The 23599-nt window shown below is 52.9% G+C and carries 36 protein-coding genes, 1 tRNA gene and 3 pseudogenes; 8 read left to right on the forward strand and 32 right to left on the reverse strand.

Going from position 1 to position 23599, the window contains the following annotated elements:
- Positions 1–76: 76 nt before the first annotated feature.
- A complete protein-coding gene (locus MN084_RS13475) occupies positions 77–1081 on the reverse strand; it encodes a PstS family phosphate ABC transporter substrate-binding protein (protein WP_241087545.1) in 1005 nt (334 codons plus the stop codon).
- A 328-nt stretch (positions 1082–1409) separates the two neighbouring features.
- Between MN084_RS13475 and MN084_RS13480 the strand changes: the two genes are divergently transcribed.
- Genes MN084_RS13480 through MN084_RS13500 form a run of 5 tightly spaced genes read left to right on the forward strand, consistent with a single transcriptional unit; the run spans position 1410 to position 3834 of the window.
- The gene (locus MN084_RS13480) at positions 1410–2033 is read left to right on the forward strand and encodes a hypothetical protein (protein WP_241087503.1); all 624 of its coding nucleotides are present in this window, start codon (positions 1410–1412) and stop codon (positions 2031–2033) included.
- Positions 1936–2604 carry an AAA family ATPase gene (locus MN084_RS13485; protein WP_241087504.1) on the forward strand — a complete coding sequence of 223 codons (669 nt, stop codon included), beginning with the start codon at positions 1936–1938 and terminating at the stop codon, positions 2602–2604. Before MN084_RS13480 ends, MN084_RS13485 begins: the two co-directional genes overlap by 98 nt.
- Complete coding sequence (locus MN084_RS13490) at positions 2594–2815, forward strand: hypothetical protein (protein WP_241087505.1); 222 nt, start codon at positions 2594–2596, stop codon at positions 2813–2815. The genes MN084_RS13485 and MN084_RS13490 overlap by 11 nt, the downstream gene beginning before the upstream one ends.
- Positions 2766–3374: a hypothetical protein gene (locus tag MN084_RS13495; protein WP_241087506.1), complete on the forward strand. Its 609-nt coding sequence runs from the start codon at positions 2766–2768 to the stop codon at positions 3372–3374. The genes MN084_RS13490 and MN084_RS13495 overlap by 50 nt, the downstream gene beginning before the upstream one ends.
- Positions 3310–3834, forward strand: coding sequence for a hypothetical protein (locus MN084_RS13500; protein ID WP_241087507.1), 525 nt, complete (start codon positions 3310–3312; stop codon positions 3832–3834). The genes MN084_RS13495 and MN084_RS13500 overlap by 65 nt, the downstream gene beginning before the upstream one ends.
- Positions 3835–3901: 67 nt before the next feature.
- On the opposite strand, the gene phoR is transcribed toward MN084_RS13500, so the two are convergent.
- From phoR to MN084_RS13515, 3 genes are all read right to left on the reverse strand, one after another.
- A complete protein-coding gene (gene phoR, locus MN084_RS13505) occupies positions 3902–5191 on the reverse strand; it encodes a phosphate regulon sensor histidine kinase PhoR (RefSeq protein ID WP_241087508.1) in 1290 nt (429 codons plus the stop codon).
- Between the two features lie 4 nt (positions 5192–5195).
- On the reverse strand, positions 5196–5894 hold the full coding sequence (phoB, locus tag MN084_RS13510; RefSeq protein WP_241087509.1) for a phosphate regulon transcriptional regulator PhoB: 699 nt from the start codon (positions 5892–5894) through the stop codon (positions 5196–5198).
- A 588-nt stretch (positions 5895–6482) separates the two neighbouring features.
- Entirely contained in the window at positions 6483–7205 is a 723-nt protein-coding gene (locus MN084_RS13515; protein ID WP_330178108.1) for an LOG family protein, read from the reverse strand.
- Positions 7206–7277: 72 nt separating this feature from the next.
- Here MN084_RS13515 and rep point away from each other — a divergent pair, with 72 nt between their 5' ends.
- Entirely contained in the window at positions 7278–9287 is a 2010-nt protein-coding gene (rep, locus tag MN084_RS13520; RefSeq protein ID WP_241087511.1) for a DNA helicase Rep, read from the forward strand.
- 65 nt (positions 9288–9352) lie between these two features.
- On the opposite strand, the gene MN084_RS13525 is transcribed toward rep, so the two are convergent.
- Entirely contained in the window at positions 9353–9820 is a 468-nt protein-coding gene (locus tag MN084_RS13525) for a c-type cytochrome (RefSeq protein WP_241087512.1), read from the reverse strand.
- A gap of 126 nt (positions 9821–9946) precedes the next feature.
- Here MN084_RS13525 and MN084_RS13530 point away from each other — a divergent pair.
- Positions 9947–10023, forward strand: a tRNA-Arg gene (locus MN084_RS13530).
- 169 nt (positions 10024–10192) lie between these two features.
- On the opposite strand, the pseudogene MN084_RS13535 reads toward MN084_RS13530, so the two are convergent.
- The 9 genes and pseudogenes from MN084_RS13535 to MN084_RS13575 form a co-directional block, all read right to left on the reverse strand.
- Positions 10193–10933 (reverse strand): annotated as a pseudogene (locus tag MN084_RS13535) (DNA adenine methylase).
- A gap of 346 nt (positions 10934–11279) precedes the next feature.
- Positions 11280–11870 carry a hypothetical protein gene (locus tag MN084_RS13540; RefSeq protein WP_241087513.1) on the reverse strand — a complete coding sequence of 197 codons (591 nt, stop codon included), beginning with the start codon at positions 11868–11870 and terminating at the stop codon, positions 11280–11282.
- Between the two features lie 100 nt (positions 11871–11970).
- Positions 11971–12177, reverse strand: a complete 207-nt coding sequence (locus MN084_RS13545) for a tail protein X (protein ID WP_241087514.1) — start codon at positions 12175–12177, stop codon at positions 11971–11973.
- Positions 12177–12572, reverse strand: coding sequence for a phage tail protein (locus tag MN084_RS13550; RefSeq protein ID WP_241087515.1), 396 nt, complete (start codon positions 12570–12572; stop codon positions 12177–12179). Before MN084_RS13550 ends, MN084_RS13545 begins: the two co-directional genes overlap by 1 nt.
- A complete protein-coding gene (locus MN084_RS13555) occupies positions 12562–13410 on the reverse strand; it encodes a hypothetical protein (RefSeq protein ID WP_241087516.1) in 849 nt (282 codons plus the stop codon). Before MN084_RS13555 ends, MN084_RS13550 begins: the two co-directional genes overlap by 11 nt.
- Positions 13411–13416: 6 nt before the next feature.
- Entirely contained in the window at positions 13417–13719 is a 303-nt protein-coding gene (locus MN084_RS13560) for a hypothetical protein (protein WP_330178109.1), read from the reverse strand.
- 21 nt (positions 13720–13740) lie between these two features.
- A complete protein-coding gene (locus MN084_RS13565) occupies positions 13741–14274 on the reverse strand; it encodes a phage tail tape measure protein (protein ID WP_241087518.1) in 534 nt (177 codons plus the stop codon).
- 48 nt (positions 14275–14322) lie between these two features.
- On the reverse strand, positions 14323–14535 hold the full coding sequence (locus MN084_RS13570) for a hypothetical protein (protein ID WP_241087519.1): 213 nt from the start codon (positions 14533–14535) through the stop codon (positions 14323–14325).
- A 7-nt stretch (positions 14536–14542) separates the two neighbouring features.
- On the reverse strand, positions 14543–14701 hold the full coding sequence (locus tag MN084_RS13575; protein ID WP_241087520.1) for a hypothetical protein: 159 nt from the start codon (positions 14699–14701) through the stop codon (positions 14543–14545).
- On the opposite strand from MN084_RS13575, the gene MN084_RS13580 reads away from it, so the two are divergent.
- Positions 14700–14927: a hypothetical protein gene (locus MN084_RS13580; RefSeq protein ID WP_241087521.1), complete on the forward strand. Its 228-nt coding sequence runs from the start codon at positions 14700–14702 to the stop codon at positions 14925–14927. The genes MN084_RS13575 and MN084_RS13580 overlap by 2 nt on opposite strands.
- A 92-nt stretch (positions 14928–15019) precedes the next feature.
- Here the strand turns inward: MN084_RS13580 and MN084_RS13585 are convergent, their stop codons facing one another.
- The 18 genes and pseudogenes from MN084_RS13585 to MN084_RS13670 form a co-directional block, all read right to left on the reverse strand.
- Positions 15020–15262, reverse strand: coding sequence for a phage tail assembly protein (locus tag MN084_RS13585; RefSeq protein ID WP_241087522.1), 243 nt, complete (start codon positions 15260–15262; stop codon positions 15020–15022).
- A complete protein-coding gene (locus MN084_RS13590; RefSeq protein WP_241087547.1) occupies positions 15259–15453 on the reverse strand; it encodes a hypothetical protein in 195 nt (64 codons plus the stop codon). Before MN084_RS13590 ends, MN084_RS13585 begins: the two co-directional genes overlap by 4 nt.
- Positions 15436–15892 (reverse strand): annotated as a pseudogene (locus MN084_RS13595) (phage major tail tube protein); the annotation flags it as partial. The pseudogene MN084_RS13595 and the gene MN084_RS13590, both read right to left, overlap by 18 nt.
- Positions 15892–17064 carry a phage tail sheath subtilisin-like domain-containing protein gene (locus MN084_RS13600; RefSeq protein ID WP_241087546.1) on the reverse strand — a complete coding sequence of 391 codons (1173 nt, stop codon included), beginning with the start codon at positions 17062–17064 and terminating at the stop codon, positions 15892–15894. The gene MN084_RS13600 and the pseudogene MN084_RS13595, both read right to left, overlap by 1 nt.
- Positions 17065–17077: 13 nt before the next feature.
- Positions 17078–17575 (reverse strand): hypothetical protein, encoded by a 498-nt coding sequence (locus MN084_RS13605; RefSeq protein WP_241087523.1) that lies wholly within the window; start codon positions 17573–17575, stop codon positions 17078–17080.
- Complete coding sequence (locus tag MN084_RS13610; protein WP_241087524.1) at positions 17551–18087, reverse strand: hypothetical protein; 537 nt, start codon at positions 18085–18087, stop codon at positions 17551–17553. The genes MN084_RS13605 and MN084_RS13610 overlap by 25 nt, the downstream gene beginning before the upstream one ends.
- The gene (locus MN084_RS13615; RefSeq protein WP_241087525.1) at positions 18080–18718 is read right to left on the reverse strand and encodes a hypothetical protein; all 639 of its coding nucleotides are present in this window, start codon (positions 18716–18718) and stop codon (positions 18080–18082) included. The genes MN084_RS13610 and MN084_RS13615 overlap by 8 nt, the downstream gene beginning before the upstream one ends.
- Entirely contained in the window at positions 18718–19695 is a 978-nt protein-coding gene (locus MN084_RS13620; RefSeq protein WP_241087526.1) for a phage tail-collar fiber domain-containing protein, read from the reverse strand. Before MN084_RS13620 ends, MN084_RS13615 begins: the two co-directional genes overlap by 1 nt.
- Before the next feature lie 7 nt (positions 19696–19702).
- Positions 19703–19846, reverse strand: a complete 144-nt coding sequence (locus MN084_RS13625) for a hypothetical protein (protein WP_241087527.1) — start codon at positions 19844–19846, stop codon at positions 19703–19705.
- 105 nt (positions 19847–19951) lie between these two features.
- A pseudogene (locus tag MN084_RS13630) lies at positions 19952–20306 on the reverse strand (phage tail protein I); the annotation flags it as partial.
- Positions 20299–21201 carry a baseplate assembly protein gene (locus tag MN084_RS13635; protein WP_241087529.1) on the reverse strand — a complete coding sequence of 301 codons (903 nt, stop codon included), beginning with the start codon at positions 21199–21201 and terminating at the stop codon, positions 20299–20301. The gene MN084_RS13635 and the pseudogene MN084_RS13630, both read right to left, overlap by 8 nt.
- A gap of 46 nt (positions 21202–21247) precedes the next feature.
- Positions 21248–21583: a GPW/gp25 family protein gene (locus MN084_RS13640; protein ID WP_241087530.1), complete on the reverse strand. Its 336-nt coding sequence runs from the start codon at positions 21581–21583 to the stop codon at positions 21248–21250.
- Complete coding sequence (locus MN084_RS13645; protein ID WP_241087531.1) at positions 21580–22149, reverse strand: hypothetical protein; 570 nt, start codon at positions 22147–22149, stop codon at positions 21580–21582. Before MN084_RS13645 ends, MN084_RS13640 begins: the two co-directional genes overlap by 4 nt.
- Positions 22142–22402 (reverse strand): hypothetical protein, encoded by a 261-nt coding sequence (locus tag MN084_RS13650; protein ID WP_241087532.1) that lies wholly within the window; start codon positions 22400–22402, stop codon positions 22142–22144. Before MN084_RS13650 ends, MN084_RS13645 begins: the two co-directional genes overlap by 8 nt.
- A gap of 197 nt (positions 22403–22599) precedes the next feature.
- A complete protein-coding gene (locus MN084_RS13655; RefSeq protein WP_241087533.1) occupies positions 22600–22848 on the reverse strand; it encodes a hypothetical protein in 249 nt (82 codons plus the stop codon).
- A 3-nt stretch (positions 22849–22851) separates the two neighbouring features.
- A complete protein-coding gene (locus tag MN084_RS13660) occupies positions 22852–23148 on the reverse strand; it encodes a PAAR domain-containing protein (RefSeq protein WP_241087534.1) in 297 nt (98 codons plus the stop codon).
- A 4-nt stretch (positions 23149–23152) separates the two neighbouring features.
- On the reverse strand, positions 23153–23503 hold the full coding sequence (locus tag MN084_RS13665; RefSeq protein WP_330178110.1) for a phage baseplate assembly protein V: 351 nt from the start codon (positions 23501–23503) through the stop codon (positions 23153–23155).
- Positions 23439–23591, reverse strand: a complete 153-nt coding sequence (locus MN084_RS13670; protein WP_241087536.1) for a hypothetical protein — start codon at positions 23589–23591, stop codon at positions 23439–23441. The genes MN084_RS13665 and MN084_RS13670 overlap by 65 nt, the downstream gene beginning before the upstream one ends.
- Positions 23592–23599 lie beyond the last annotated feature (8 nt).

The raw sequence follows: 23599 nt of genomic DNA on the forward strand, positions 1-23599 counted from the left end.
TCCTGCATTGACGGCGACGGAGGCCGACTCGGCAGAGCCGGCCCCCACTACTGCAACTGACCGCTGGAAACAGCCTTTACTTCATCACTGTCAGTGACTTGATATCAGCCGCGTACTTGGCACGCTCGGCGCTCGGCATCGGGATCATTCCTTTATCTGCCAGATATCCCTCATCACCCCAGGCCTTCTCGCTGGAGAACTCGGTCAGATACTCTTTAATACCTGGAATCTTCCCTACATGGGCTTTCTTCACGTAAAAGAAGAGGGGGCGGGAAACAGGATATGAGCCATCGGCAATACCTTCAAACGTAGGCGCAACACCATTGATCAGGGAACCCTGAACTTTATCGGAGTTCTGATCGAGGAAACTGTAGCCAAAAATTCCCAGCACTTTAGAATTGGTCTCCAGCTTCTGCACAATCAGGTTGTCATTTTCACCGGCTTCTATGTAAGGACCATCTTCACGAATGGTGTGACAGAGGCTCTTGTAAGCCTTCTTATCTTTTTTCTTCATCGCCTTGATCCAGCTAAAGGTTTTGCAGCCACCTTCCATCGCCAGCTCGACAAAGGCATCCCGAGTACCTGAGGTTGGAGGCGGACCCAGCACTTCGATCTTGGAATCAGGCAGGGAAGCGTTGACCTCCTTCCATGTTTTATATGGGTTAGCAACCGACTTCTCTCCACCTTTTGGATCGGGCACATGCTTCGCCAGAGCCAGAAACAGATCCTTGCGGGTCAACTTCATCTGTGCCACTTTTTTTGAATTGGCCAGAACAATTCCATCATAGCCCACCTTCACTTCAATGATGTCGTTGACCCCATGCTCCGCGCAGCGTTTGATCTCAGAAGACTTGATAGCCCTGGAAGCGTTGGTGATATCAGGATGTTCGACACCCACGCCGGCACAAAACAGCTTCAAACCACCGCCTGATCCGGTGGACTCAATTTTAGGGGTCTTGAATTTGCTGGTCCTGCCAAATCTCTCGGCAACCACCGTGGCAAAGGGATAAACGGTGGAGGAACCGACGATTGAGATATAGTCGCGTGAGGCTGCCTGAGCAACACTGGTGGAAAGCGCCATAACGGCCGCCAATATATAAGTTTTATGGATCACAATGATCTCCCGTTGATATTGAATTCGGGAAGATTATGCAGGCGCTTTATGACAGGAATGTTGGAAAATAATGACAGTTTCATTGCATGAATATGGCAAAAAAAGAAAACAGTCACAAAACTGTAATAAAGTGAATTTTTTCACCCATTTGCTCCCTCATGGCAGGCTTATCGAAAACTTACGGTAGACACTACCGACCTGCACAATACTCTCAAATCTAGTACCATCCCCGAAAGCGAAGCAGCTAATTGCCGTCTGCTGACGCAACCTGAATCTGCTATGTTAGGCGACCAGTATGGCCAAAACACATGCTATCGATTCGTCTGACCACACCCGTGTCCCCTTTCTGCGAGGCATTCTGACGCGGTCGTTGCACGATGCCGGTCTCGGCTTCGAAGACGCCTACAAACTTGCCTCAGACATCAGACAGGAGCTAGCCGATATCGAGGAGATATCCTTGGATGACCTGCGCGCCAAGGTAATCAAGCAGTTGGAAGCGTTATCCGGCGTGGATATTATCGAAGCCTATCAGTCTTCCGGGCGCATTCCTGCGACGATCATGGTGAGGGATGCCGAGGGCCAGGTATCGCCCTTCTCCCGAACCGAGAACTTGCATCGATTGGAGTCCTGCAGCCTCTCCTCGAAATCTGCAAAAATGGCCAGCCTGCGTATATATCAACACTTGGTCGATAACGAGATCAGCGAAACCAGCTCATCCAAACTTGGCCACCTCACCTATTGCCTGCCTGAATCAGAACCTAGGTCCAAAGATGGCCAAACGCTACATGGTCTGGGAAGATTACCTGCACAGCGGACGCCCATTGATACTCCTGATTGGCGAAACCACCGGCTGCGGAAAGAGTACCGTTGCCACCGAACTGGCCCATCGCCTGAATGTGGTACGTACCCAATCAACTGATATGTTGCGTGAAGTGATGCGGATGATGATGCCACAGCGCCTGCTGCCGGTACTTCATACCTCGGCTTTCAACGCCTGGGAAACGCTGACGCTGCAAAATGCCGAGACAACCAAACAGGAGAAACTGGTGGCCAATGGCTACCTGCGGCAGACGGAACTGCTGTCACTCCCTTGCGAGGCGGTGATTCAGCGAGCCCTGAAGGAGCGGGTTTCACTGATCCTTGAGGGCGTTCACGTCCACCCCTCATTGCTGAAAAAAATAGAACACCAAGAAGATGCCGTTATTGTGCCCATCATGCTGGCCACGCTGAAACAGGAGAAATTGAAAAAACGGCTGCGCGGACGAGGACAGATGGCCCCCGAACGCGGCAGCAAACGCTATCTGGCAAATTTTGATCAGATCTGGGCTCTGCAATCGTTCCTGCTTTCAGAGGCCGACCACCATCACATCCCGATTATATTCAATGATGATAAAGAGACCGCCGCCATGCAGGTCATGAGCACCATTATTGACACACTGTCAGATGGCTTTTCCCGATCCCCGGCGGAGGTATTCGGTCATGAGCAGTAGACGCAAAGGGCTGTTAGTGATTCTGGATGGCCTCGGTGACCGGGGTATCGCAGAGTTTGCCCAGCGCACGCCGCTGGAAGCCGCCGATACGCCCAACATGGACCGGTTGATCAGGTGCAGGCCAGGGAGCTCTGGTCGACCCGCTTTTCCACTGCGTACCGGTGGGAACCCACACCGGCACCGGCGTACTGCTGGGCATTCCACCCACTGAAATCATCACCCTTGCAAGAGGCCCCGTGGAAGCCGCTGGCATTGGTCTTGATACAGACCCGGACGACCTCCTGATTCGCAGTAACTTTGCAACACTCAGGGCCGACCGGGGAGAGCTGCAGATCATCGACCGGCGCGCAGGAAGAATCGACACAAATACTGCCGAGCTTGCGGCACTGCTAAAAAATGTTGATCTGGGAGAAGGCATTACTGCCACGCTCAGCCCTGCCACCCAGCACCGGGCTATGTTGCAGTTAAAAGGTAAAAACCTCTCTGCAAAAATTACTGACACTGATCCGGGCAGCAGCTCGCCGGGCCAGAGGATACCACTCTGTGCACCCCGGGTGCCGGGTGAATCCCCTGAAAAAACAGCACGGGCAATTAACCGTTTTATCGCCATTGCCCGCGAACGCCTGAATAACCACCCGATAAACCAACAGCGGCAAGCCCGCCGGTCTGATGCCCGCCAACGGCATCATCTGCCGGAACCCGGGAATGGGATATACACCGTCCACCCTGATTCATCACCTGGGACTCGAGGCGGGTGTCATTGCCGGTGAGAGTACGGTGATCGGCCTTGGACATCTGCTCAACTACCAGGTCATTACCTCCCCTGAATTCACCTCGTCACCCAACACCAATCTGCAAGCAAAAGTTGCGGCGGCACAATCGGCACTATCAGAGCTGGATATTGTCTTCCTGCATATCAAGGGGCCGGATATTTGCGCCCATGATAAAGTACCGAACGATAAAAAAGCGTTACTGGAAGCCATCGATGACGCATTGGGCGCCCTGGCATCAGATGACCTAGTGATTGGTATTACCGGTGACCACTCGACAGACTGCAATACCGGGCGGCACGTCGGTGATCCCGTACCGTCACTGCTATTTGCCCCGGTGAGTAGAAAGGACAACTGCCGCCATTTTGGTGAAGCCGAATGCGCAACTGGTGGAATGGGCCGAATATCGGCAACCGGCTTTCTTTGTGCCATGCTTGATTCCATGGGCGTCCTGGATTAGTTCAAGGACAGCGACAGCGCCTATTTTGCACCTCGATCATAACAAGCAGACAATTAACCGTGTTGGCTCAGGATGCGGCCCTCGAATGAGGAAAAAAGCAGCTGAAAGTGCTTCCGCTGCCCGGCTGACTCTCCACCTCCAACCGTCCCCCGTGGCGTGTCAGCACATGTTTTACAATAGCTAACCCCAGACCTGTTCCGCCACTCTGCCTGGAGCGCCCCACGTCAATACGGTAGAAGCGTTCCGTCAACCGCGGAATATGCTCCGGTTCAATCCCAATACCTGTGTCGGTAACAGAAAAACGGGGACCCGATCCGTTCAGACACCAACGAATATCAATTCTCCCGCCCGCCGGGGTATACCGCACCGCATTGAATATCAGATTTGAAAACGCACTCTCTAATTCATTGGCAAAACCGGACAACATTAGCTGTTTATCGGCCTTCAGGGTAAACTGATGCCCCTGCTTTCCACTCACTTGCCGCGCCTCTTCGAGGATGCACTGGAGCAACAGCTTTACGTTGACCACCCCCCGCCCCTCCGTACCTTCTCCGGTTTCAAGACGTGACAGCAACAGCAGGTCGTCGACAATGGACTGCATCCGCAATGACTGCTGTTGCATCTGCCCTAAGATAGAGATCCATGGCATCAGGCCCGTATCGGCGGCGTCCAGCATTGTCTCCAGATAGCCGTGAAGCACCGTTAAAGGTGTACGCACCTCATGCGAGACGTTCGCCACAAAATCACGCCTCACCGTCTCCAACTGATTCAGGCGGGTGATATCCCGCGCCTGTAGCAGGCGTTTTCCCTTTCCATAGGGGACGATACGCACCTCCAGGGAGATACTGTCATTTACCGGCGCCGGCATCTGCAGGGGACGGCTATAATCACCGCCCGACAGATAAGTAAGAAATACTGGGTCATGAATCAGCGTTTCAATACGGGTGCCCTTATCACACTGCCGCTTCAGACCCAGCATTTCAGATGCCACACTGTTCCACCACTCGACACTGCCCTCATCATCGAGGACAACCGTTGCATCGGGCAATGCACCTGTAGACTCCAGGAAACCGCTCAGCATGCGGCTTAATTTGCGCTTACGCCTGCGGCCGCGCTGCCTCAGATCGTCCACCCGTTTTATAATTATTCGCCAGATACCTATGGGGTAAGGGGTGGGCTGATGCTTGGGACTCCCAAGCCAGAGAGTAAGGCGGTAGAGTTGAAAGAGATGCCAGGAAAGATAGAGTATGACTGAGGCCAGAAGGGGTAATAAGAGGTGCCCACTCCAGCGACCGAGCAACAACAGCGAGGTAACGCCGACAACAATGCCTGCCAACTCTTTCTGCCAGACTTTCACGGAATCAACGTGCTACGGCCAGCTCCGAGAAACGGTACCCGGCACCACGGACGGTCTGTATCAAGCTCTCTGCACCATTGGGCTCAAGCGCCTTTCGCAAACGCCGGATGTGAACATCGACTGTGCGCTCTTCGATAAAAACATTGGTGCCCCAGACCTGATCGAGAAGCCGCGAGCGACTGTACACTTTATCTCGGTGGGTCATGAAGAAGTGAAGCAGCCGAAACTCAGTGGGACCGAGTTCAATCTCCTTCCCGCCCAGGGTAATACGGTGGGTCAAAGGGTCGAGCCGCAGGCCACCTGCTACCACCACCTCCTCGGTGGCATGAGGCGCAACACGGCGCAAAATAACCTTGATTCTGGCCGTCAATTCGCGGGGGGAGAAAGGCTTGGTGATATAGTCCTCAGCACCACACATCAGGCCGCGAACCTTGTCATCCTCTTCACCACGGGCTGTCAGCATAATGACCGGAATGTCCCGGGTCAGCGCATTCTGCTTCAGTTCCCGGGTCAGCTCGACACCGCTGGTCCCGGGCAACATCCAATCCATCAGAATCAGATCTGCGGGCTTATCTGCCAGACAACACCTCGCCTCATCTGCATTTTCCGCCTCCACAGCCTCATACCCGGACTGTTTCAGCACGAAACCGATCATCTCCCGGACAGCGGATTCATCTTCTACGATCAAAACCTTTGCCATCATGATTGTATGTGCTGCCTTTTGATATCGCCATAGGCGGATATTACACCTGACCGACCATCACAGCCTGATGGCAGCAGCAACACGAACAGCTTACCATCTGAAAAAGCACCCATTGTGGAAAGGCTGTATGCTATGGATGGTCGTTCTTCTGTACATCCAACGTCCCACCCCCATCAGTACCTAATAGATAGTAGACGGGCCCCGATGAGGGGACCTCTTCTACCACATAGACCCAGCCACTAACACTGTACTAGTGAACAATGCCGTGGTCATCCTCAATAATGGCCACTTCAGGTTCCAGCCCCCCCCACTCTCAACCTGCGCTGGTACCTGTGGCAGTTCAGAGATAGGCTCGGCGGCCCTTCCCGCCATCGCCGGAGGAGGTACAAACAGCAAACCGAGTGCGACTACTATTCTTTTTATCAACCTATTCCTCCACTGCATCATCCATATCTATTGGGTAGCACATGCACACCAATAGTTCATGAACCGGGACAGCATTTCAAGCAATTCTACCTGAAAAACACCACATTCAAAGCCAACAAGTTAAATTTCATCACTACTGGCAGAAAAACTGAAGCAACTTTTTTACAGTTCCAACAAAATTTCCTTCTCTGCCAGGGAGGGCTCGAAGCCCCGTGACTCATAATGGACGAAGATGGCATCCACCACCTCCTGAGGTTCGTCGCAGATCTGCATCAGATCCAAATCTGATATGCTAATCGTCCCAGCTTCGCACATGGCGGTCCGCAACCACTCCAGAAACCCTTCCCAAAATGCACTGTTTACTAAAATAATCGGAATGCGGCGAGTTTTCCCTGTCTGTACCAACGTCAGTATTTCAGCCAACTCATCCAGCGTGCCAAATCCACCCGGCAAAACCACATAGGCCGACGCATACTTTACAAACATCACTTTACGGGAGAAAAAGTGTTTGAAATGGAGGGATATATCCTGATATTCATTATCTGACTGCTCATGAGGCAGCATGATATTCAGGCCGATACTGGGCGATTTTCCCAGATATCCGCCTTTATTCACCGCCTCCATAATCCCTGGTCCACCGCCGCTGACCACGGCAAAGCCGCTATCGGAAAGCAAGTGGGCAATCTCTTCCGCCTTCTGATAGTTAGGATCATCCCTTGGTGTGCAGGCAGATCCGAAGAGGCTCACCGATGGCCAAATCGGCGCCAGCCGCTCGAATCCATCGACAAATTCAGACATAATCTGGAAAACTTTCCAGGACTCTCTGTCCAACTGACCATCCTGAGACATTTTTTTATAGCATAAACCACCGGGCATCTGGCTCATTTTTTCTCTTTTCTGCATAATGGCAAGATAGATGTTCTTTTCATTTTACCCTATTTTTTTATTCCCATTGAGATGCCTGATCTGAATTCCCGCCAGCAAGAGGCTGTGCACCATATTGATACACCTCTGCTGGTCCTCGCGGGTGCTGGCTCTGGAAAAACCCGTGTCATCACACGAAAAATAGCCTACTTGGTGGAGACGATTGGTCTCGACCCCCGCCATATTACCGCGGTGACCTTTACCAACAAGGCCGCCAGAGAGATGAAGGCGCGGGTGGACTCTCTCCTCAAAGGCAAGGATGCCAAAGGGTTGAGTATTTCAACCTTCCACACACTCGGGCTCAATATACTACGCCGGGAGCTGAAATTGCTGGGGTTTAAGCCCGGATTCTCGATTTTCGACGCCCAGGACAGCGAGGGGCTCTTGAAAGAGTTGCTGCGTAAAGGCAAGGGAGATGACGATGCTGCCAGTAATTATCAATGGCGTATCTCCAAATGGAAAAACGACATGCTGACACCCGAACAGGCGGTGGCACAGGCAGAAGATGACCTGGATATCCGTACGGCCCAGCTTTATGCTAACTATCAGCGTGCCCTGCGGGCCTACAATGCAGTGGACTTTGACGACCTTATTCTTCTCCCAGTGCAGCTTTTCCAGCAACAGCCCGAAGCCCTGGATCGCTGGCAGAACAAAGTCCGCCACCTCTTGGTAGACGAGTACCAAGACACCAACCTGACCCAATATGAGCTGGTAAAACAGCTGGTGGGCGTTCGTCAGGCACTCACTGTCGTGGGGGACGACGACCAATCCGTCTACGCCTGGCGAGGCGCAAGGCCCGAGAACCTGATTCGGCTGAAAGAGGACTTCCGACGGCTGAAAGTGGTCAAACTGGAGCAGAACTACCGCTCATCCGGACGCATACTCAAGGCGGCCAACAGCCTGATAGCCAATAACCCCCACATATTTGAAAAGAGACTCTGGAGCAAACTGGGCCCAGGGGAACCCCTTCGTATCATGACCTGCAAGACTGAAGCGCACGAAGTGGAACGAGTGGTTTCTGAGATCATCCACAATAAATTCACCAAGAGCACATCCTATCGCGACTTCGCCATTCTCTATCGGGGAAACCACCAGGCAAGAATTTTTGAAACGGCCTTACGGCAAAATAACATCCCCTACTTCCTCAGCGGCGGCACCTCTTTTTTCAGCCGCACCGAAATCAAGGACATCATGTCCTATCTGCGGCTGCTGGCCAACCCGGACGATGACGCGGCATTTCTCCGCATCGTTAACACACCGAGGCGAGAGATTGGATCCAGCACCCTGGAAAAACTCGGCCTCTATGCAACCGAAAGGAAGATTGGACTGCTGGCCGCCTGTGAAGAGCTGGGATTTGAACAGAAAGCATCCAAGCGCCCCCTGGAACGAACTCGGGTGTTTGCCCATTGGATCAGACAATTTCAACGCCGTGCCGAAGCGGATCATCCGGTCCAGACGGTGCGCAGTATGCTGCATGAACTGGACTACGAAAACTGGCTCTACGAAAAGCACACCAGCGACAAAGCAGCCGAGCGCAGCTGGGAAAATGTCCTGGAGCTAGTGGAATGGCTGGACCGGCTGCACAAAAGCGACTTGGTGGGCGAAAGCCTGGCCGAGATGGTCATCCATCTCACGCTGCGGGATGTGCTGGAACGTCAGGATGAAAAAGAGAGTCAGGAACAGGTGACCCTGATGACACTCCACGCCTCCAAGGGGCTGGAGTTCCCCCATGTATTCCTGGTCGGCATGGAAGAGGATCTGCTGCCCCATAGAACCAGTATTGAGGAAGATAACATCGAAGAGGAGCGCCGCCTCGCCTATGTGGGGATCACCCGCGCCCAGCGCACACTCACGATCAGCTATGTGGCAAAACGTAAAAAATACGGTGAGATCATGCTCTGTGAACCCAGTAGATTCCTTCAGGAGCTACCGGAGGAAGATCTCAACTGGGAAGGAAAGAACAGCAAGTTAACAAAAGAAGAGAAGCAACAGCGTGGTAACTCTCATCTGGCCAACATGAAAGCCCTGCTGGGCAATGGCTGACCCAAAAAAGGCGTGGAATCGAGATTCCACGCCCTTCCTGTTCAACATCTTAAAGACGATTCAAATCAAAGACCGGTTAGCCAATCAGCAATGACCTTCATATCATCATCAGAAACTGCAGCCATAATCCCTTTCATGACTATAGCCTGACCGCTGTTACGCGCCCCACTTTTGATGTCTTTCATCTGATTGACAATATACGGGGCGGGCAACCCGGACAATTTGGGATAGGTGGACATGATAGGCGTATTGCCGTCTGCACCGTGGCAAGCAGAACAACCCTTGGCTTGATAGATTGCTGCACCACTCGTAGGGGCTGTGGCCGCTGCAACCGGCACCACGGCTTCTACCTTGGGAGCTTCTGCCATGGCAACAGGAGCTGCCGCCTGAGCCTGACTTTTTATACTAACCTGGCCCACTGGTTTGATACGCCCCACCACATCAGCCCGTACCTCTGCCACAACCTGACCGGAAGCAATAAATGCAGCCGTAACCACTACACCATTTAAAACAGAAAAAAACTTGAGGCTCACCCTATCACTCCTCTGCTATGATCAGTATTCGATTATAAAGGCGGACGAAGTATACCTATAACCGGGAAAAAAATCGACCACATCCGTAGACGCCACGTCCGCCTCAATGTAGGATGACCGGTCTTCGCGCCCGTAGCTCAGCTGGATAGAGCGCTGCCCTCCGGAGGCAGAGGCCAGGGGTTCGAATCCCTTCGGGCGCGCCATATTTTTCAAACACTTAGCTATGCTCACCAATACCCACTCTAACACTCACTCCCCTGAATACAAGGGCGCTGCATACATGGGTTTGAAGTTCTTCAAAGTAGCTGTCCATTGTGTAGCGCGACTTTTTCTTTGCGACTGTGCAACTGTGCGACATGAAGTTGCGATCAGTTAGAACAGGCTGAGTGCCTCTCCGGGGCGGCGGCCATTTTGGCAGTTGTCATTCCAGATAATTAGTTCTTTTGCTTTGCATCCGTCTGCGCCTCCTACTGTGTACCTTATATCTACTGATTTCATGTGCAGGCCATCGAATACTCGGCGGATATCTGGATGATCGTTGATGCTGATGATCAGTGCACCTTCTACCTCCCTGGCTAGGGTGGCCATCATTTCATAGTGTTCGAATCCGAACTCTACTCCGTAGCCTCCTGTCTGCCAGTATGGGGGATCCAGATAGTGCAAGGTGTGGGGGCGGTCATATTTATCGATAACCTTCTCCCAGGTTAGGTGTTCAATGTAGGTGTTGGACAGCCGGAAGTGGGCCTCGGCAAGATCTTGCTCCAGGGTGAATATGCTAAACCTTGGGCGGGAGGTGGTGGCTGTTCCGAAGCACTGGCCATCCACCTTTCCGCCGAATGCCATCTTCTGAAGATACAGAAACCGGGCGGCACGCTGGATGTCGGTCATGATTTCGGCGGGTGTATTCTGCAGCCAGTCCCAGTTCTGGCGGCTGGTTAATACCCATTTAAACTGCTTGTAAAGCTCCTATAAGTGGTGCTTCATAACACGATAAAGGTTGACCAAGTCACCGTTGATGTCGTTGAGTACCTCGACATCGGATGCCTCTTTTTGAAAGAACAGTGCCGCAGCCCCTGCGAAGGCTTCGACGTAGCATGTGTGTTCAGGGAACATGGGTAGCAGGATTGCTGCCAACCGTCTTTTCCCCCTATCCTATGGAATGATTGGGTTCATGTGAGCCTCTTGTTGTTGTGATAAGCTGCGTCGACGCGGCGATGGAGCCTTGGTTGGCCCACAGGGTTTGTTCCTGTGAGTTGGCGTCCGGTGGGATATTAGAGCACCTTATCGGTCGCTTCCTCTTATGTTTTCTTGGGTGTTTCTGCCTCCACGCGGGTGGTATATCCGCTATCGCTGATCTTATGGTTTACTTGGGTAGCCACCCAGCTGTCGTCAATTCCTTTCCGAAATCCGTGTAACGTCAATTTAGCCTCGGCCGTCAGGGTGGGTGTGCCAATTAGAGTCAGTGATAGGGTACAAACGCCACGGGCGTCTTTGTCGAGACGTGCTTGGGCGGACTTCTCGACGGTCTCTCTATCTGAAAAATTGTCTCGGAAATAGAGTGCGGGATTGCCTTTGCCAGCCTAGTCAGCAGGTGCATGTCGGATTCATAGGTCTGATCCAGGTGGGGAATATGGATAGCGTCGAGAAACTCTCCCACGCGGGGTATCAGTCCATGCTCTGCGGCGATGGTGGCCACCAGGTCACCGAGGGTGATGTCGTCCCAACTTCTGAGTTTGCAGCTCTTGAGTGACTGGCGCATATCGGCGGCTTTGGCGCGGATGCGCATGGTGTTGGGCAGTCCAGTGAGTTCCACTTCGTCTACGGTGTAACTGCCCATACGGTAAAGGCCTGTCTCCTGGTAGCCCATATAAATTTCCAGGAGTGCCCCGGTGCGTGGAATCTCAATTGCCGAGTTACGGTCGTCCAGGGTGGTCTCGGCGGTGTCGGATACCAGTCCGGTCTTATCGGTGACATGCAGAGAGATCAGCCGGTCACGAATGATGGCGGTGATGTCCTGTTGATCAGCGATGATTCGGTAGGCTGGCGTCATCGCTCCCGCCCTCCCTGGCTCTTGCGAAATGATGCACAGGGATGTACGAATACCGTGGTGGCATGGATGCCAAAGAACGGTGCGTATATCCTATACATCATTAGTCCCACAGCCTTACGGTATTGATGATCTGGTTCGGCTTGGGCAGTTCGGGCAGCTCAATAAGGGTGTCTGCGGACAGCACAGCACCAACATCAGCCAGGCCAGGATTGGCATTCAGTACAATTTCGACACCGCCAGCCTGTTGGCCGTAGTACTTCCAGCAGATGGCATCGAGCATATCGCCGTCTTGTGTCCGATAGCGCATCAGAGATCCTCACCATAGCGCGTGAGTTGCATCCGGAAGGTGATTTTCTGTGGCGTACCATCTTTAAACAGAGTGTCCTGGGTTTCCTCAATGTGGGTGATTACCCATTGTTGCCAGGGGTAACCCAGGCCGTCTGTCAAATGCAGGGGTTTGCCTTTTCCCGCTTCTGCCCGCATGGCATCCAGTTGTTTCAATCCACCCTTGTAGTAGGGGTGGATAATACCGTTCAGCGTGATGCTGTCACTGCCCGGACCAACATACTGTTGAGCGGGCAGACGTCCCACTCGGGCCTGTGATTGCCAGCGGTATTCCGTGGTGCGTTGAAGTTGTTGGTAAGCAGCGGAGTCGATTGAGAATCGGTACTCACCCAGGGCCATCATGTAGCTAGATGTCATCGCGCAGCCCCTCTCTCTGACGTTGTTGCTGGCGGCGCTCGATTTCAAGCATGATGCGCTCGGTCAGGGCCTGGGGATCTTCGCCAGGAAGTTGCTGTATGGTGAGTTGATAGGTGTGGGTGCTGTGGTTGGTATGCTGTGCGGGGGTGGCCTGATTCACTGCCATCGCGGTAGCTGGTAATGTAGCGGCCGCGATCGTGGCCGCCAACGCTACAGGCTTCAGATCCGGCTTACGCGATGTTGTCTTTGAGGGGTTCTCTTTGTCATCGTCACTGAACCAACCGGCCACGGTGTTCCATGTATCACCGATAAATCTAGTCACGGCTTCGAACTTGCCCAGCAGCCAGTCCAGTGCAGATCTTGCCTGGTCAATAATGCCGCCCCAAAGATTGGAAAAGAAGCCGCTGATAGCGCCCCAATTGTTGGTGATCAGCCCCAGTGGCGTGAATGACAGCAGCCCTTTCATCCAGTCCCAGGTGGTTGAAAAAGCCGATTTAATCCCGTCCAAAAGGCCGCTGAAGAAGCCCTTAATAGGTTCCCAATAGGTATAAATTGCCCCGGCAGCCACCACAATTCCTGCGGCCAATAGTCCTATCGGGTTCGCCAGCATGGCGGCATTCATTGCCCATTGGGCCGCTGTGGCAACGCCCAGCCCAACCGCATAGAGCGTAAAACCTGCTGCCAATCCACCGATCACCCAGCCGATCACCGGGAACTTTTCAATACCTGTGGCCATCCAGCCCATGAGTTTTGCAATAGGGGTGATAACGGCGTTAATCGCAGGCAGTAGCGTTCCAGCCAGCGAGGTGCCAATCATGAACGTATTTTGGGTAAACATCCTCCATTATCCGGAGGCGGATTTCATGCGTCGCTGATAGCCCTCATTGAATGTGCCATCTGCGTTTTCATTGACTTCGGCATAGTTCTTTTTGAGATCATCCAGCCCGGTGAGCAGTGGTATCAGGGCTTTTTTACCTTCATCACCGAACGACTTTTGCAACAGCATCGCCTTCTCGTCGATGTCGTCAATATCGGATAGCGCCTCTTTCAGGCTTTCAAGGGTGGCAATGCTGTCCAGTGCGCCATCTGCTCCACGCACAATATCAAAACCAATATCCTCTGATGCCTTCGGCAACTGCCGTAACATGGCGTTTAGCCCGGTTCCGGCTTATGAACCTTTCAGCATGCCGTTATTGATCTGTCCAATCAGCGCGGCAGTCTGCTCCAAAGAGAGATTATTTGCCAAGGCGCCGGACAGGCCCTCTTTCAGACCCTCACCGAGCTGGCTGAAATCCTTAATGGAAAACAGGTTCTTGGTTTTAGTCAGCACATCGCCAATGCGGTTGAGCTTCTCCTCTGATGAGCCAGACAGTCGATTACCCATATTGGTGAAAGTGTCACCGATAATAAACCCAACCTCTGAGGCGGCACCTTTGGTCACGGCGGCAACTTTCGATACAATTTCAGAGCCGAACTTTGCCGCCTCATCATTGAGTCCGGAAGAGCGCAGGGAATAATCTATCTCCAATATGTCGGCTTCGCTGGCGAGAGAGTTTCCTGCAAATTCCCTGGCATGGCGCAAAGACTCCTGCAACCGGTGTTCCCGATTTTCGCCAGTGATCACATCACCCAACTGGTGCTTTTTCTCCTCCAGATCAAACGCGCCTCCGATAATCCGGCCTGCCCCATAAGCAACACCCAACGCACCTAATGCACGGCTTTTTAATCCCCCGAGTCTGCCCTTTACGGCCTAAGCTTTGCTCAGATGATAGAGCTGCTTCTCCAGTTTCTTACTCTCTCTGGTCAGTCGTTTCTGTTCCCCTGCGACCTTGCCTATCTCCAGCCCATAACCTTTAGCGGCTCTTTTTGCCTCCCTATATTTCCTTTCAACTGCCTTTATTCCGTTAGCCAGCCGTTTACTTGAGCCACCTGCCTGTTCCTGTTTTTTCTTGAGTTCCGCCAACAGTGCTTTAACGAATCACCCCCTGTGCGGCTTTCAGTTTTTTATCGGTATCACTGATAGCTGCCCCCAATTTCAGGGCGCGTTTTTGTGCGCTATCAAATGTGCTAAAATAGCGCTTGCCTAAAGCTGCGCCAATGACGACGCTGACAGCCAGAGCATTATTCATGAAACAATCTCATTCCAACGACATGGTTTTTGAGTGGTTTGCCGTCATCTTTTACGGCGTGTGTGTGCTGAGTGCCCTCCAATTCGATCAGGGCTGGACGGTGCTGACGACGGCATTCCTTATCTGGTGTATTCTGGCAATTCCCGTTGCCGCGATTGTCGGCCTGATATTTGCCAGCATTGACGGACTACGGTTTTTTATCGGGAATCTCTCCCAGCCACGCTAATAGCTCTTCCCCATCCCAGTCATACATATCAGACAGCGGCCAGCTTGTATGGCTGGCCAATATAAAACAGCCCCGCCTTGCATCTGCCACACTCAGGACAAAAAAACCTGATGCACCTCCTGTAATTTCCGGTAATCCACCAGATCCATCTCCTCGATAACCGAGGGTGGAACCTCGCACAGATTGGTGAAGATGCGGATCTCTTTTTCCCCATCGCTACCTCCTTGCTTGTCGCTGGCCAGCATGTCACGCACCTTGGGCCGGCGCATGCTCAGAGTGGTATATGCCTGATTATCAATAGTGACCTGGTGTATTAGTTTGATTTCATTGCTCATGCCCTGGCCTCCTTGTTGACGGCAGACTTAGCCGGGCTGGTCTTACGGGACTTGGTACCGGACAGCTCAACGAATCCACCCAGCACCAGAAACTGCGCCTGGCGGAGAGTTAAATCCACTGTCCTGCCCTTGGCATAAGACTCAAATGGTTTAATGACGTTGTAGGTTTGCCTGTTGATCTTGCGAATCATGTTGGGTACATCATCTCATGAATCACTTCGCCACCGTGGGTGAGTTTATAGAAGCGCAGGGCAATACTGCCTTTGAGAGTGGCCTTCTCGCCGGGCTTCCAGGAGCCGGGATCAACCTCGCGCAGCATCCCCTGCAGATTGACCACAACCGGTGTCTCTTCACCAGAATCACTGACAACCGAACCCCGCATGGTGAGCGGCTTGCTATTGCCAGGTGCCAGACCAAAGAAGCGGAGTACTTCCTTGTCAAACTTGGTGAGAGTGAACTCACACTCCAGTTTTTCCATTCCCATATCGACCTCGATGGGGCATCTATGCCGCCATTGCGGAACTCTTCGGTCTTCAAGGTGAGCTTGGGCAGCTGAATCTCTTCGACGTTGCCCGCGTAACCCCGTCCGTCAACGAACAGGGACATATTTTTCAGGATATCGCCCAGCATTAGATAATCTCCTCTATGTAATCATTAACCAGGTGTGAGCGGAAGGTGATGTGTTCCGCAGGACTGGGCGGTGTGAAATCAAAATTGAAGTAGACTTTACCCTGGCTGATCTGGTCCGGCGTATTCAACTCGGGATCAGCCCAACACTCGCCGCCAAGAATGGCGCCAACCTGTTTCAGATGGCGAAGATAGGTATTTCCCCCTTCGGTTACATCTTCGATGTAGGTCTTGGAGATGTTGCGATCCACTGCCCACATGTGTGCCCGCAGCAGGGATTCGTTAATCATGTCGGCAGTACGCCGGACACTTAAAAATGCCCACTTGGGATCACTGCTGCAGGTGCGGTTTCCCCACAGGCGGTAGCCGTCCTTGCGGATGATGGTGGCCACCTCATTCTCGTTAAGATGGTTGGCGCGGGCATTGACATCGCCCAGGGTAAAATCCACCGGACGTGCAGGACCAAGAATACCATACATCTCTCTGTTGGAAGGCGACCACCAGAACCCGCGTTCATTATCCGATTTTGAAATCATCCCTGCGACACGAGCGCTGGCGGGCTGGACCGCTTCGGCATCTGCCGTGGTATCCCACACCTTTACCCAGGGGTCCACGACGTAGACGCGCGCCGAACCAAACTCGCGCCGATAGGTGATGCTCTCTGCATCGTTGGTATTAGGGCCATCGGCAATGATAACCGCACGGAGACGATCTGCCAGGCCCAGCATCTCGGCGATGACTGCCTGGTCATGGCTAAAGCCAGGTGCAATCAATAGGAGAGGTGTTACATGCACCACACTCTCAGCGCCCAACAGCGCCTGCACTCCCTGGTATTGACCGGTGGCAGCATCGACGCCACCAATCATGTTGCTCTTGGTCTCGGCAAGGGTGGCGCCTTCTTCTATTCGAATCACCACCACCATAGCGCCTGCCTGATCGAATATGCCATCCAGGGCGGCGGGCAGTGTGCCGGCACCTTTGCCGGTTGTATCCAGCCTGGCCGCTTCAGTTCGTTTGCCTGCGATTAACACCGGGATATTGATAGGAAACAGTTTTTCATCTGCATCCGGAGCGGTGCCCACAATGCCGATGACACTGCTTTTTACCGTACGGATGGGACGTGGTCCTGAGTCGATCTCGACGACTTCAACACCGTGCAAGAATTGTTCTGGCATAGTCAATTACTCCTTATGTTGCATTCACGGCTTTCTGTGCAAAGCCGTACAGATAAAGTAGGACCAGGTAGTTCACAGCACCCTGGATATTTTTTGGTACTTCGTGTACCTCATTCAGTGCGAACAGAAAGCCATCGCCTGGTGTGCATTTGTGAGCTGTCCCTTCAATGATGATCCGGCCTTGCCGATTCAATGGCAGCATCAGTGCCGACATCATGTCGTTCTGGAATTTGCTGGTGTCCAGGAAGCCGCCTTTATCAAAGTGAAGGAAGTAGACCTCATTGGCTGTGTCCCATAGTGATGCCTGTATTTGTGCCTCCAGCGGAATTCTTAAATCGTTTGGCATAGACCAGTACTTCAAATATTTATACCTGGAGAGCTCACGGTTGCCATTTACCCCCATGCGTCGCCGGTAACTGCGTGAATCACGAAATCGGTTGGCGTTTCCGTCAACAAACTTGGTCAACGCCTTTAACTGGCGCTTGTTTAAAACTGCGGTTGCGGTCTGCATATCGGATTTCCCTGATACAAAAAGATAACGACATGGCGCCGTTGAAATACCTCCGGTACATCGTGAATAAGGCCAGGTTCAAAGATCTGAACAACTTGTCCCAGTTTGTCCTGAACGTCTGCCATCACGTTTTCACCGCTGTCATCCCAAATTCGAAGCCGGCTTTCAGAGTCTTGCAGGCTGAGCACTTCAAAATAGGTGGAGTAGGCGATATCGGCGTGACGTGGGATAAAGTCATCAGCCTCGTAACGATTCACGACAAATTCCACCAGATCGCAACCTCCTGGATTCGGCGCCAGGGAAAGTATGGAGTTGCGCAGCGGTTCAGGAAGTGAACGATGGCCGGCAGAGTGATAACGCCCGACCTCTCCTCTAATTCCCCGGTTGATTGACTGTTTTCTGCGGTCAATCCAGCGTGAAGCGGAGAGCGCATCCAGCTGTGCACAGATCCCGGGGATCGATGCAGTGTCAGGCAATCGCGTAACAGCAAATTTCACACTGGCCTTACTCACGACTGGTTACCTCTAACGTGCGGCCGTGTGGCAGAGTTGGGTTAGGGAACAGCTCATCCAGGCCACCCTCCAGCAGATTCATCAACCGCTCCTCTTCACCTTTCTGGTCAAGATAGATGAATGCCTGATTGTCGGCATAAGCCTCCTTATAACGACTATTGTTGGCGCGGATCTTGGCGATGTACTGATAGGCTTCATCGGCATCCTTATAGGTGCTTTCAGAGAGCAGGGCTTCGGAAACCATCTCATTGGTTTGGTTCTCCGTTGCCAGCACCCTTACCAGTTGGTTGTGCCGAACGATCATTTCCCGTAACAGATCGAAGACCAGATTGAGCTGGCGGTAATAGTCATACTTGGTGCGAATCTTCGACTGCGCACGCATGTTCAGCTCCGTCTCTGTCACCACCTGTGGCATGGTTTCAATGAGTACTGGCTTGCCATTTTTTTGATCGCCCGACCAAGTATAGATCTCAGGATCAAAGTCATCGGGCGCTTTGAGGTAGTCGAAATACTCTTCCGACAGTGCGGCATCGCCTAACTCTTCAGGGATGAACAGTGCCTGAATATATGCACCGCTGAGTTTGTTGAAAGTGAACCACCAGGTCCCGTTCTCTTTTTTCTCTTCAGTCATCAGGCCGCGCCTTCCGATTGCATGACAAACGAACGCCCATCGTATTTCCACCAAGTGCGTTTGGCGCGAGTGGTATAGACAGTACCGTTCCCGTGTGAGTATGAATACTGCTCTGACCAGATCATTTCGAGGCGTAATCCAATCTGCATAATTGCCCCGCTTACGGCAGCGAGAGCCCAGGTCAATGCGGTATTTCTATCAGTTGTGGCACCGTTGCCTCGCACATCTGCTATGAGTCTTCCTCCAGCCGGTTCATGGGAGTGTGCTGCTGGTGGAAAGGTTGACGGTTTGCCGGTGATCTGTCCCCAGCTGTGATCGTGCGAACTGGGCGGAAAAGTCGAAGGCTTACCGGTCGTTTGGTTCCAGCTGTGACTGTGCGAACCGGGTGGAAAAGTTGCAGGCTTACCGGTGGTTTGATCCCAACTGTTGCTATGTGAACTTGGCGGAAAGGTCGCTGGTTTATTACTGATCTGCTTCCAGCTATGAGCAATATTCGCCGTTTGATGATTATCCAGTTCATCGTCCACATAGTGACGGGTGGCAACAACCACGGCTGGGTCAATCTTAAGTTCCACCCGAGCGGCATTGCTGATCTGCAGAATCATTCGGATATAGAGATCGCGCCCGCTGCCTTCGGCTAACCGTGACTTGTAGGTCTCGGGGTAGGCACCCACGGCAATAAGATTGCCTTCACTATCAAAAACGCCCACTTCTCGGGCGGTCCAACCACCAACGGTTTCAGGAACAACGGTCTCGATGACCAGCCAGTTGGCGTTGTCGTTATCGATATAGATCTGGTTGATAGCGTTTCGCCAGACCTCTTTAACCAATTTGGTCTGCTGCTCCGTGGGTACAACATAGGCACCGTTACCATCGCCGATAGCGAGTTCTGCCAGGGTCAGGGATTGTCCGAGAGCCTGGGCGTTAGTCAGTTGCGCCTGCCCGATAGCTGTCAGCAGTGTGTAGTAGTTCGACATAGTATCCTCACTGCGGGCAAAGGGTGGTGGTCTCCACACCATAGACGCCCAGGGCGATAACGGGGATGGAGGTGTGTTGTTCAAGTTGTGTCACGGTATAGGGATAAACCGTGCATTTATCACCGCTCAGGATGGCGATGGCATAGTGCATGCTGCCAAAACCAGTCAGATAGATGATCAGGGCTTCCAGCCATGAACGGACGTTCTTGGCTTGCTTCGTTGTCAGCAGAATTTCAGATTGCTCTGCTTCACTGAGGCCCCGGTCTGTCAGCTCGATATTGAGGCGGAAGCGATAGGGCTGGCCACCATACTGATACCACTCGCTGACACGGATACCATGCCCCAGTGCGGCGCAGTGCGCCGATAGTGCCTTTACGGCGATGCACCTCGATGGATTGGGCGATTACCGTCCGCTTGATCTTCTCTGGCCAGCCGGTGTTCCAGTTGTCCACCGAAAGCGCCCAGGCGAGCCAGGAGAGCAATGCTGCCGGGCATCGCTCAGGGTTCCAGAGGTCACGTACCGGTACTGGAATGGATTCAATAGAATCGTTGATAGCGCCTTCTGTGGCCCGCTCCAGGGCAGAAGCATTAGGTGGTAATAAACTATTCATCAGTGCCGCCTGTAGTCACAGAGACAGATGAACAGTGTGCTGCCTGGTGAGGCTGCACCGCGATATCTGAAGCCGGGCTGGAGATGATGACGTTCTGCACGCCAGGCTGGTGCAGGGCTGCAAAGAGTCCGGAGAGGGTAATGTTATGACCCAGGACGTGGTGTTCGACTACATAGTCAATCACTGCCTGCTGGGCCACTTGACGGACGATCTCGGTATCCGGTCCGGCGTAGAAGGTCAGTTCGGCCTGCACCTGGTAGTCGATCACCGTTGCTGACTGCACAGTGACCTGATCGGTCAGTGGGCGCACGTCTTCATGGTTAAGGGCTGCATCGACGATATCCAGCAATATCTGATCCGATGTGCCATTGCCCTCTATGGAGAGCACGGTTATCAGCACTTCGCCGGGATTGGGAGAGGCTACGTCGATATCTTTCACCCGTGGATCGGCGCTCAGTCCCCAGAACAGATAACTACCAACCGGCCCGGCGGTGCTGTGTCCCTCCAGAGAGAGTTGCACACGACGGCGCAGACGGGCGTCATCTTCATAGGTGGGCGGAATTGGCGGGATAGCATCGAGGTTGCCCAACTCCACCACCTGGCGTTCCACAGCAAACAGCGCGGCCAGGTTGTCGAGATCCGCGCCACCCGCATAGGCCAGCATGACGGCGCGTGATGCATCATTGACACGCTGGCGCAGAGTGAGCACTACATAAGCGGCTGACTCCATCAATTTAACCAGGGGGTCAGATTCCAGATCCAACACACCGGCATGCTCGGGAGCACGCTCAGTGAAATCGTCTTTGATGAACTGAAGTATGGTTTCGAAGTTCAGCGACTCAATGACATCGGGCGATGGCAGTTTGGACAGATCAATCGCGGTAAAGCCACTCATCGCTTCCGCCCTCCCTGGCTCACGCGAAATTTGTATATCCTATACGTCATATCAGGATGCCCTCCATGCGTACTTCACGGCCATCGGGCAGATACTCGCCTTCAACTGTGAGCGTCACATGACCTGGCGTTACCCCTTCTGCCTGCACACGGCTCAAGCGGAAGCGTGGCTCCCATGTTGACAATGCCTCAGCGGTGGCAGCATAGAGATCAATCAGAGTTGTCCTGGTCAGTGGTGCATCCACCAGTTCAAACAGCTTGGAACCATACTCCCGGCGCATCACACGGCCGCCGACAGGTGTTGTGAGGATGTCGCGGATAGATTGTTTCAAATGAGCCAGGCCGCTCATCTTATCGCCGCTCTCTGCACTCATGCCGATCATTGAAACAGCTCCCGGGAGGCTGCCTCGGCCTGAACTTTCAGTGTTGCCACTATTTCGTTCAAGGTTTCAACAGAGTCGGTGCTGTCGATCAAATCCAGGGCATGGCTTTGCATACCGTCAATCAATGCAATCGCTGAAGCGTATCCGGCCTCTTTGGTTAACTGCTTTTGTGCAAGTGTCTCTGGGGTCTCTTTTTTGTTGCGTTTTCCAGCCTCGATGGCCAGGGCCTGCCTGTCTGCATCGGTTGCCGTACCTGCCAGCAATCGCCTGGCACGCTCCGCCTTGTTGGACCAGCCGGCCATCTCCGCAGGTGATGCGTTATTGGTGATCTTCTTTCTTATACGCTCGGCATAATCGATCACCGATTGACGTGCCTGCTCTTTTACATGTTTATCCTGGGCCTGTAACCAGGTGCTCCAGATCAGATCCCTGTCAGGCTCAGTTTGTTTGTCATCAAACCAATCGATACTGAGTGATTCTGAGGTTAATTTACCTTCCCATGCAACGGTGAATTTTTCGCTGTTGGTGAGGTTGATAATCACCTGTGCAATATTGAGATCATTCATTGCTGAATACCTCCTCGATGCGCAGGTGCGTCGCCCAGCGCTCACCAGATAATGCATGACGCGAGTTTACGTAGGTCGTTGATTCATAGCTGCGGTGGCGAAATCTGAACTGGCAACTGAAATCATTTGCCACACCGGGATTCCAAAGAAATGAATTGGTGTAGGTGGAAATCTGAGACTCTTTGCCCATCACGCCGTCAAATCCAGAGTGACCGAGTGATTGCCAGTTACCGCTATCAATTTTTGCTTGCAAATCTGTGTATAACCCACCCCAGCTATTAGAGTCTGACCGACACGGAACATGGAGATGAATCAATAGTTTTTAACCGCCTTTATAGTGATGAACACCCTATATTTTTCCCGTTGCCCATTGTGATGTGAACGAACGGTTTGTCGTGTCGTACTCTTCTATGATTCGCCTGTCCGGCCTCATGATTGCAGCGGGGATTCTCATGCTGTACTTCCATGGGTCACTACCACGGAAGCCGGTTTTGATGCCGAAAGTGCACGCGCAAAGACTTTATCCTTAGTCTCGATGGTGAGAGATGAGATGCGGTAGATATTCAGCGGGTGATAATTCACTAATGCTGCATCCGGCATACTGGGACCAACGTGAATCCCTGAGATCAGCTGTACCAGACAAAACCCTGTTGAGATCAGAGTCCAATCCTTTTTCAGATCTTTTCTTTCAGTACTCATGCGCTAATCTCCCGCAACGTTAAATCGCGGTTCGCCTCCGGCAACCGATGAGCCGCAAGCCACAGGGTCACCGATGCGGCCCAGCTGTTTGCCGTCCACCGTGAAACGAACACTGCCGGAAGCCAAAACGCTGGCATGGGTTTCCGGGATGGGTGGGCAGGTATGCGCTGCCCAGGCATGGCCCTGCAGATGTACCGGAATACTACGGACAGTAAAGCGCGGATCACCTTGCACTGATGGCCTGGGTGGCCAACAGCCGTGGCCGGTGCATTGATGTCCTTTTAAGGTGACCGATGGCATCTCATTACTCCCGTTCAAATGCGTGTAGGTTTTTGGCATCGAGCCAGATATCGCCGTCGGCCCGGATAAACAGTTCACCCTTGCTATGGATGGTCATCTCGTGGCTCTGCCGGTTGTACTCGATGCTGGCGCCATCTTTGAAATCCACACGGCACAGATCAGGGTCTTTACCATTGGCCGGGTGCAACTGCTGATAAATAGCCGTCAGTACCACACCCTGTGCAATGTCACCGGACGGGCTGAATACAATCACTTGCTCATCCACTTCAGGTGCCCACCAACTGCGGTCATTACCGGCCCTTGCCGTTAGCCAGGGGAGCGCCGGTGAGCAGTTCACCACTGCGCACGCGTACACGCGCTTTGTCGTAGTCTGCCTGCTCGACAGTACCAAGGCGAATCAGATTGGCCAGGCGGCGCTCTATTTCTGCCAGCTCATAGCTCATTGGGTAGC

The sequence above is a fragment of the Candidatus Vondammii sp. HM_W22 genome (assembly GCF_022530855.2).
Lineage (GTDB): Bacteria > Pseudomonadota > Gammaproteobacteria > Chromatiales > Chromatiaceae > Vondammii.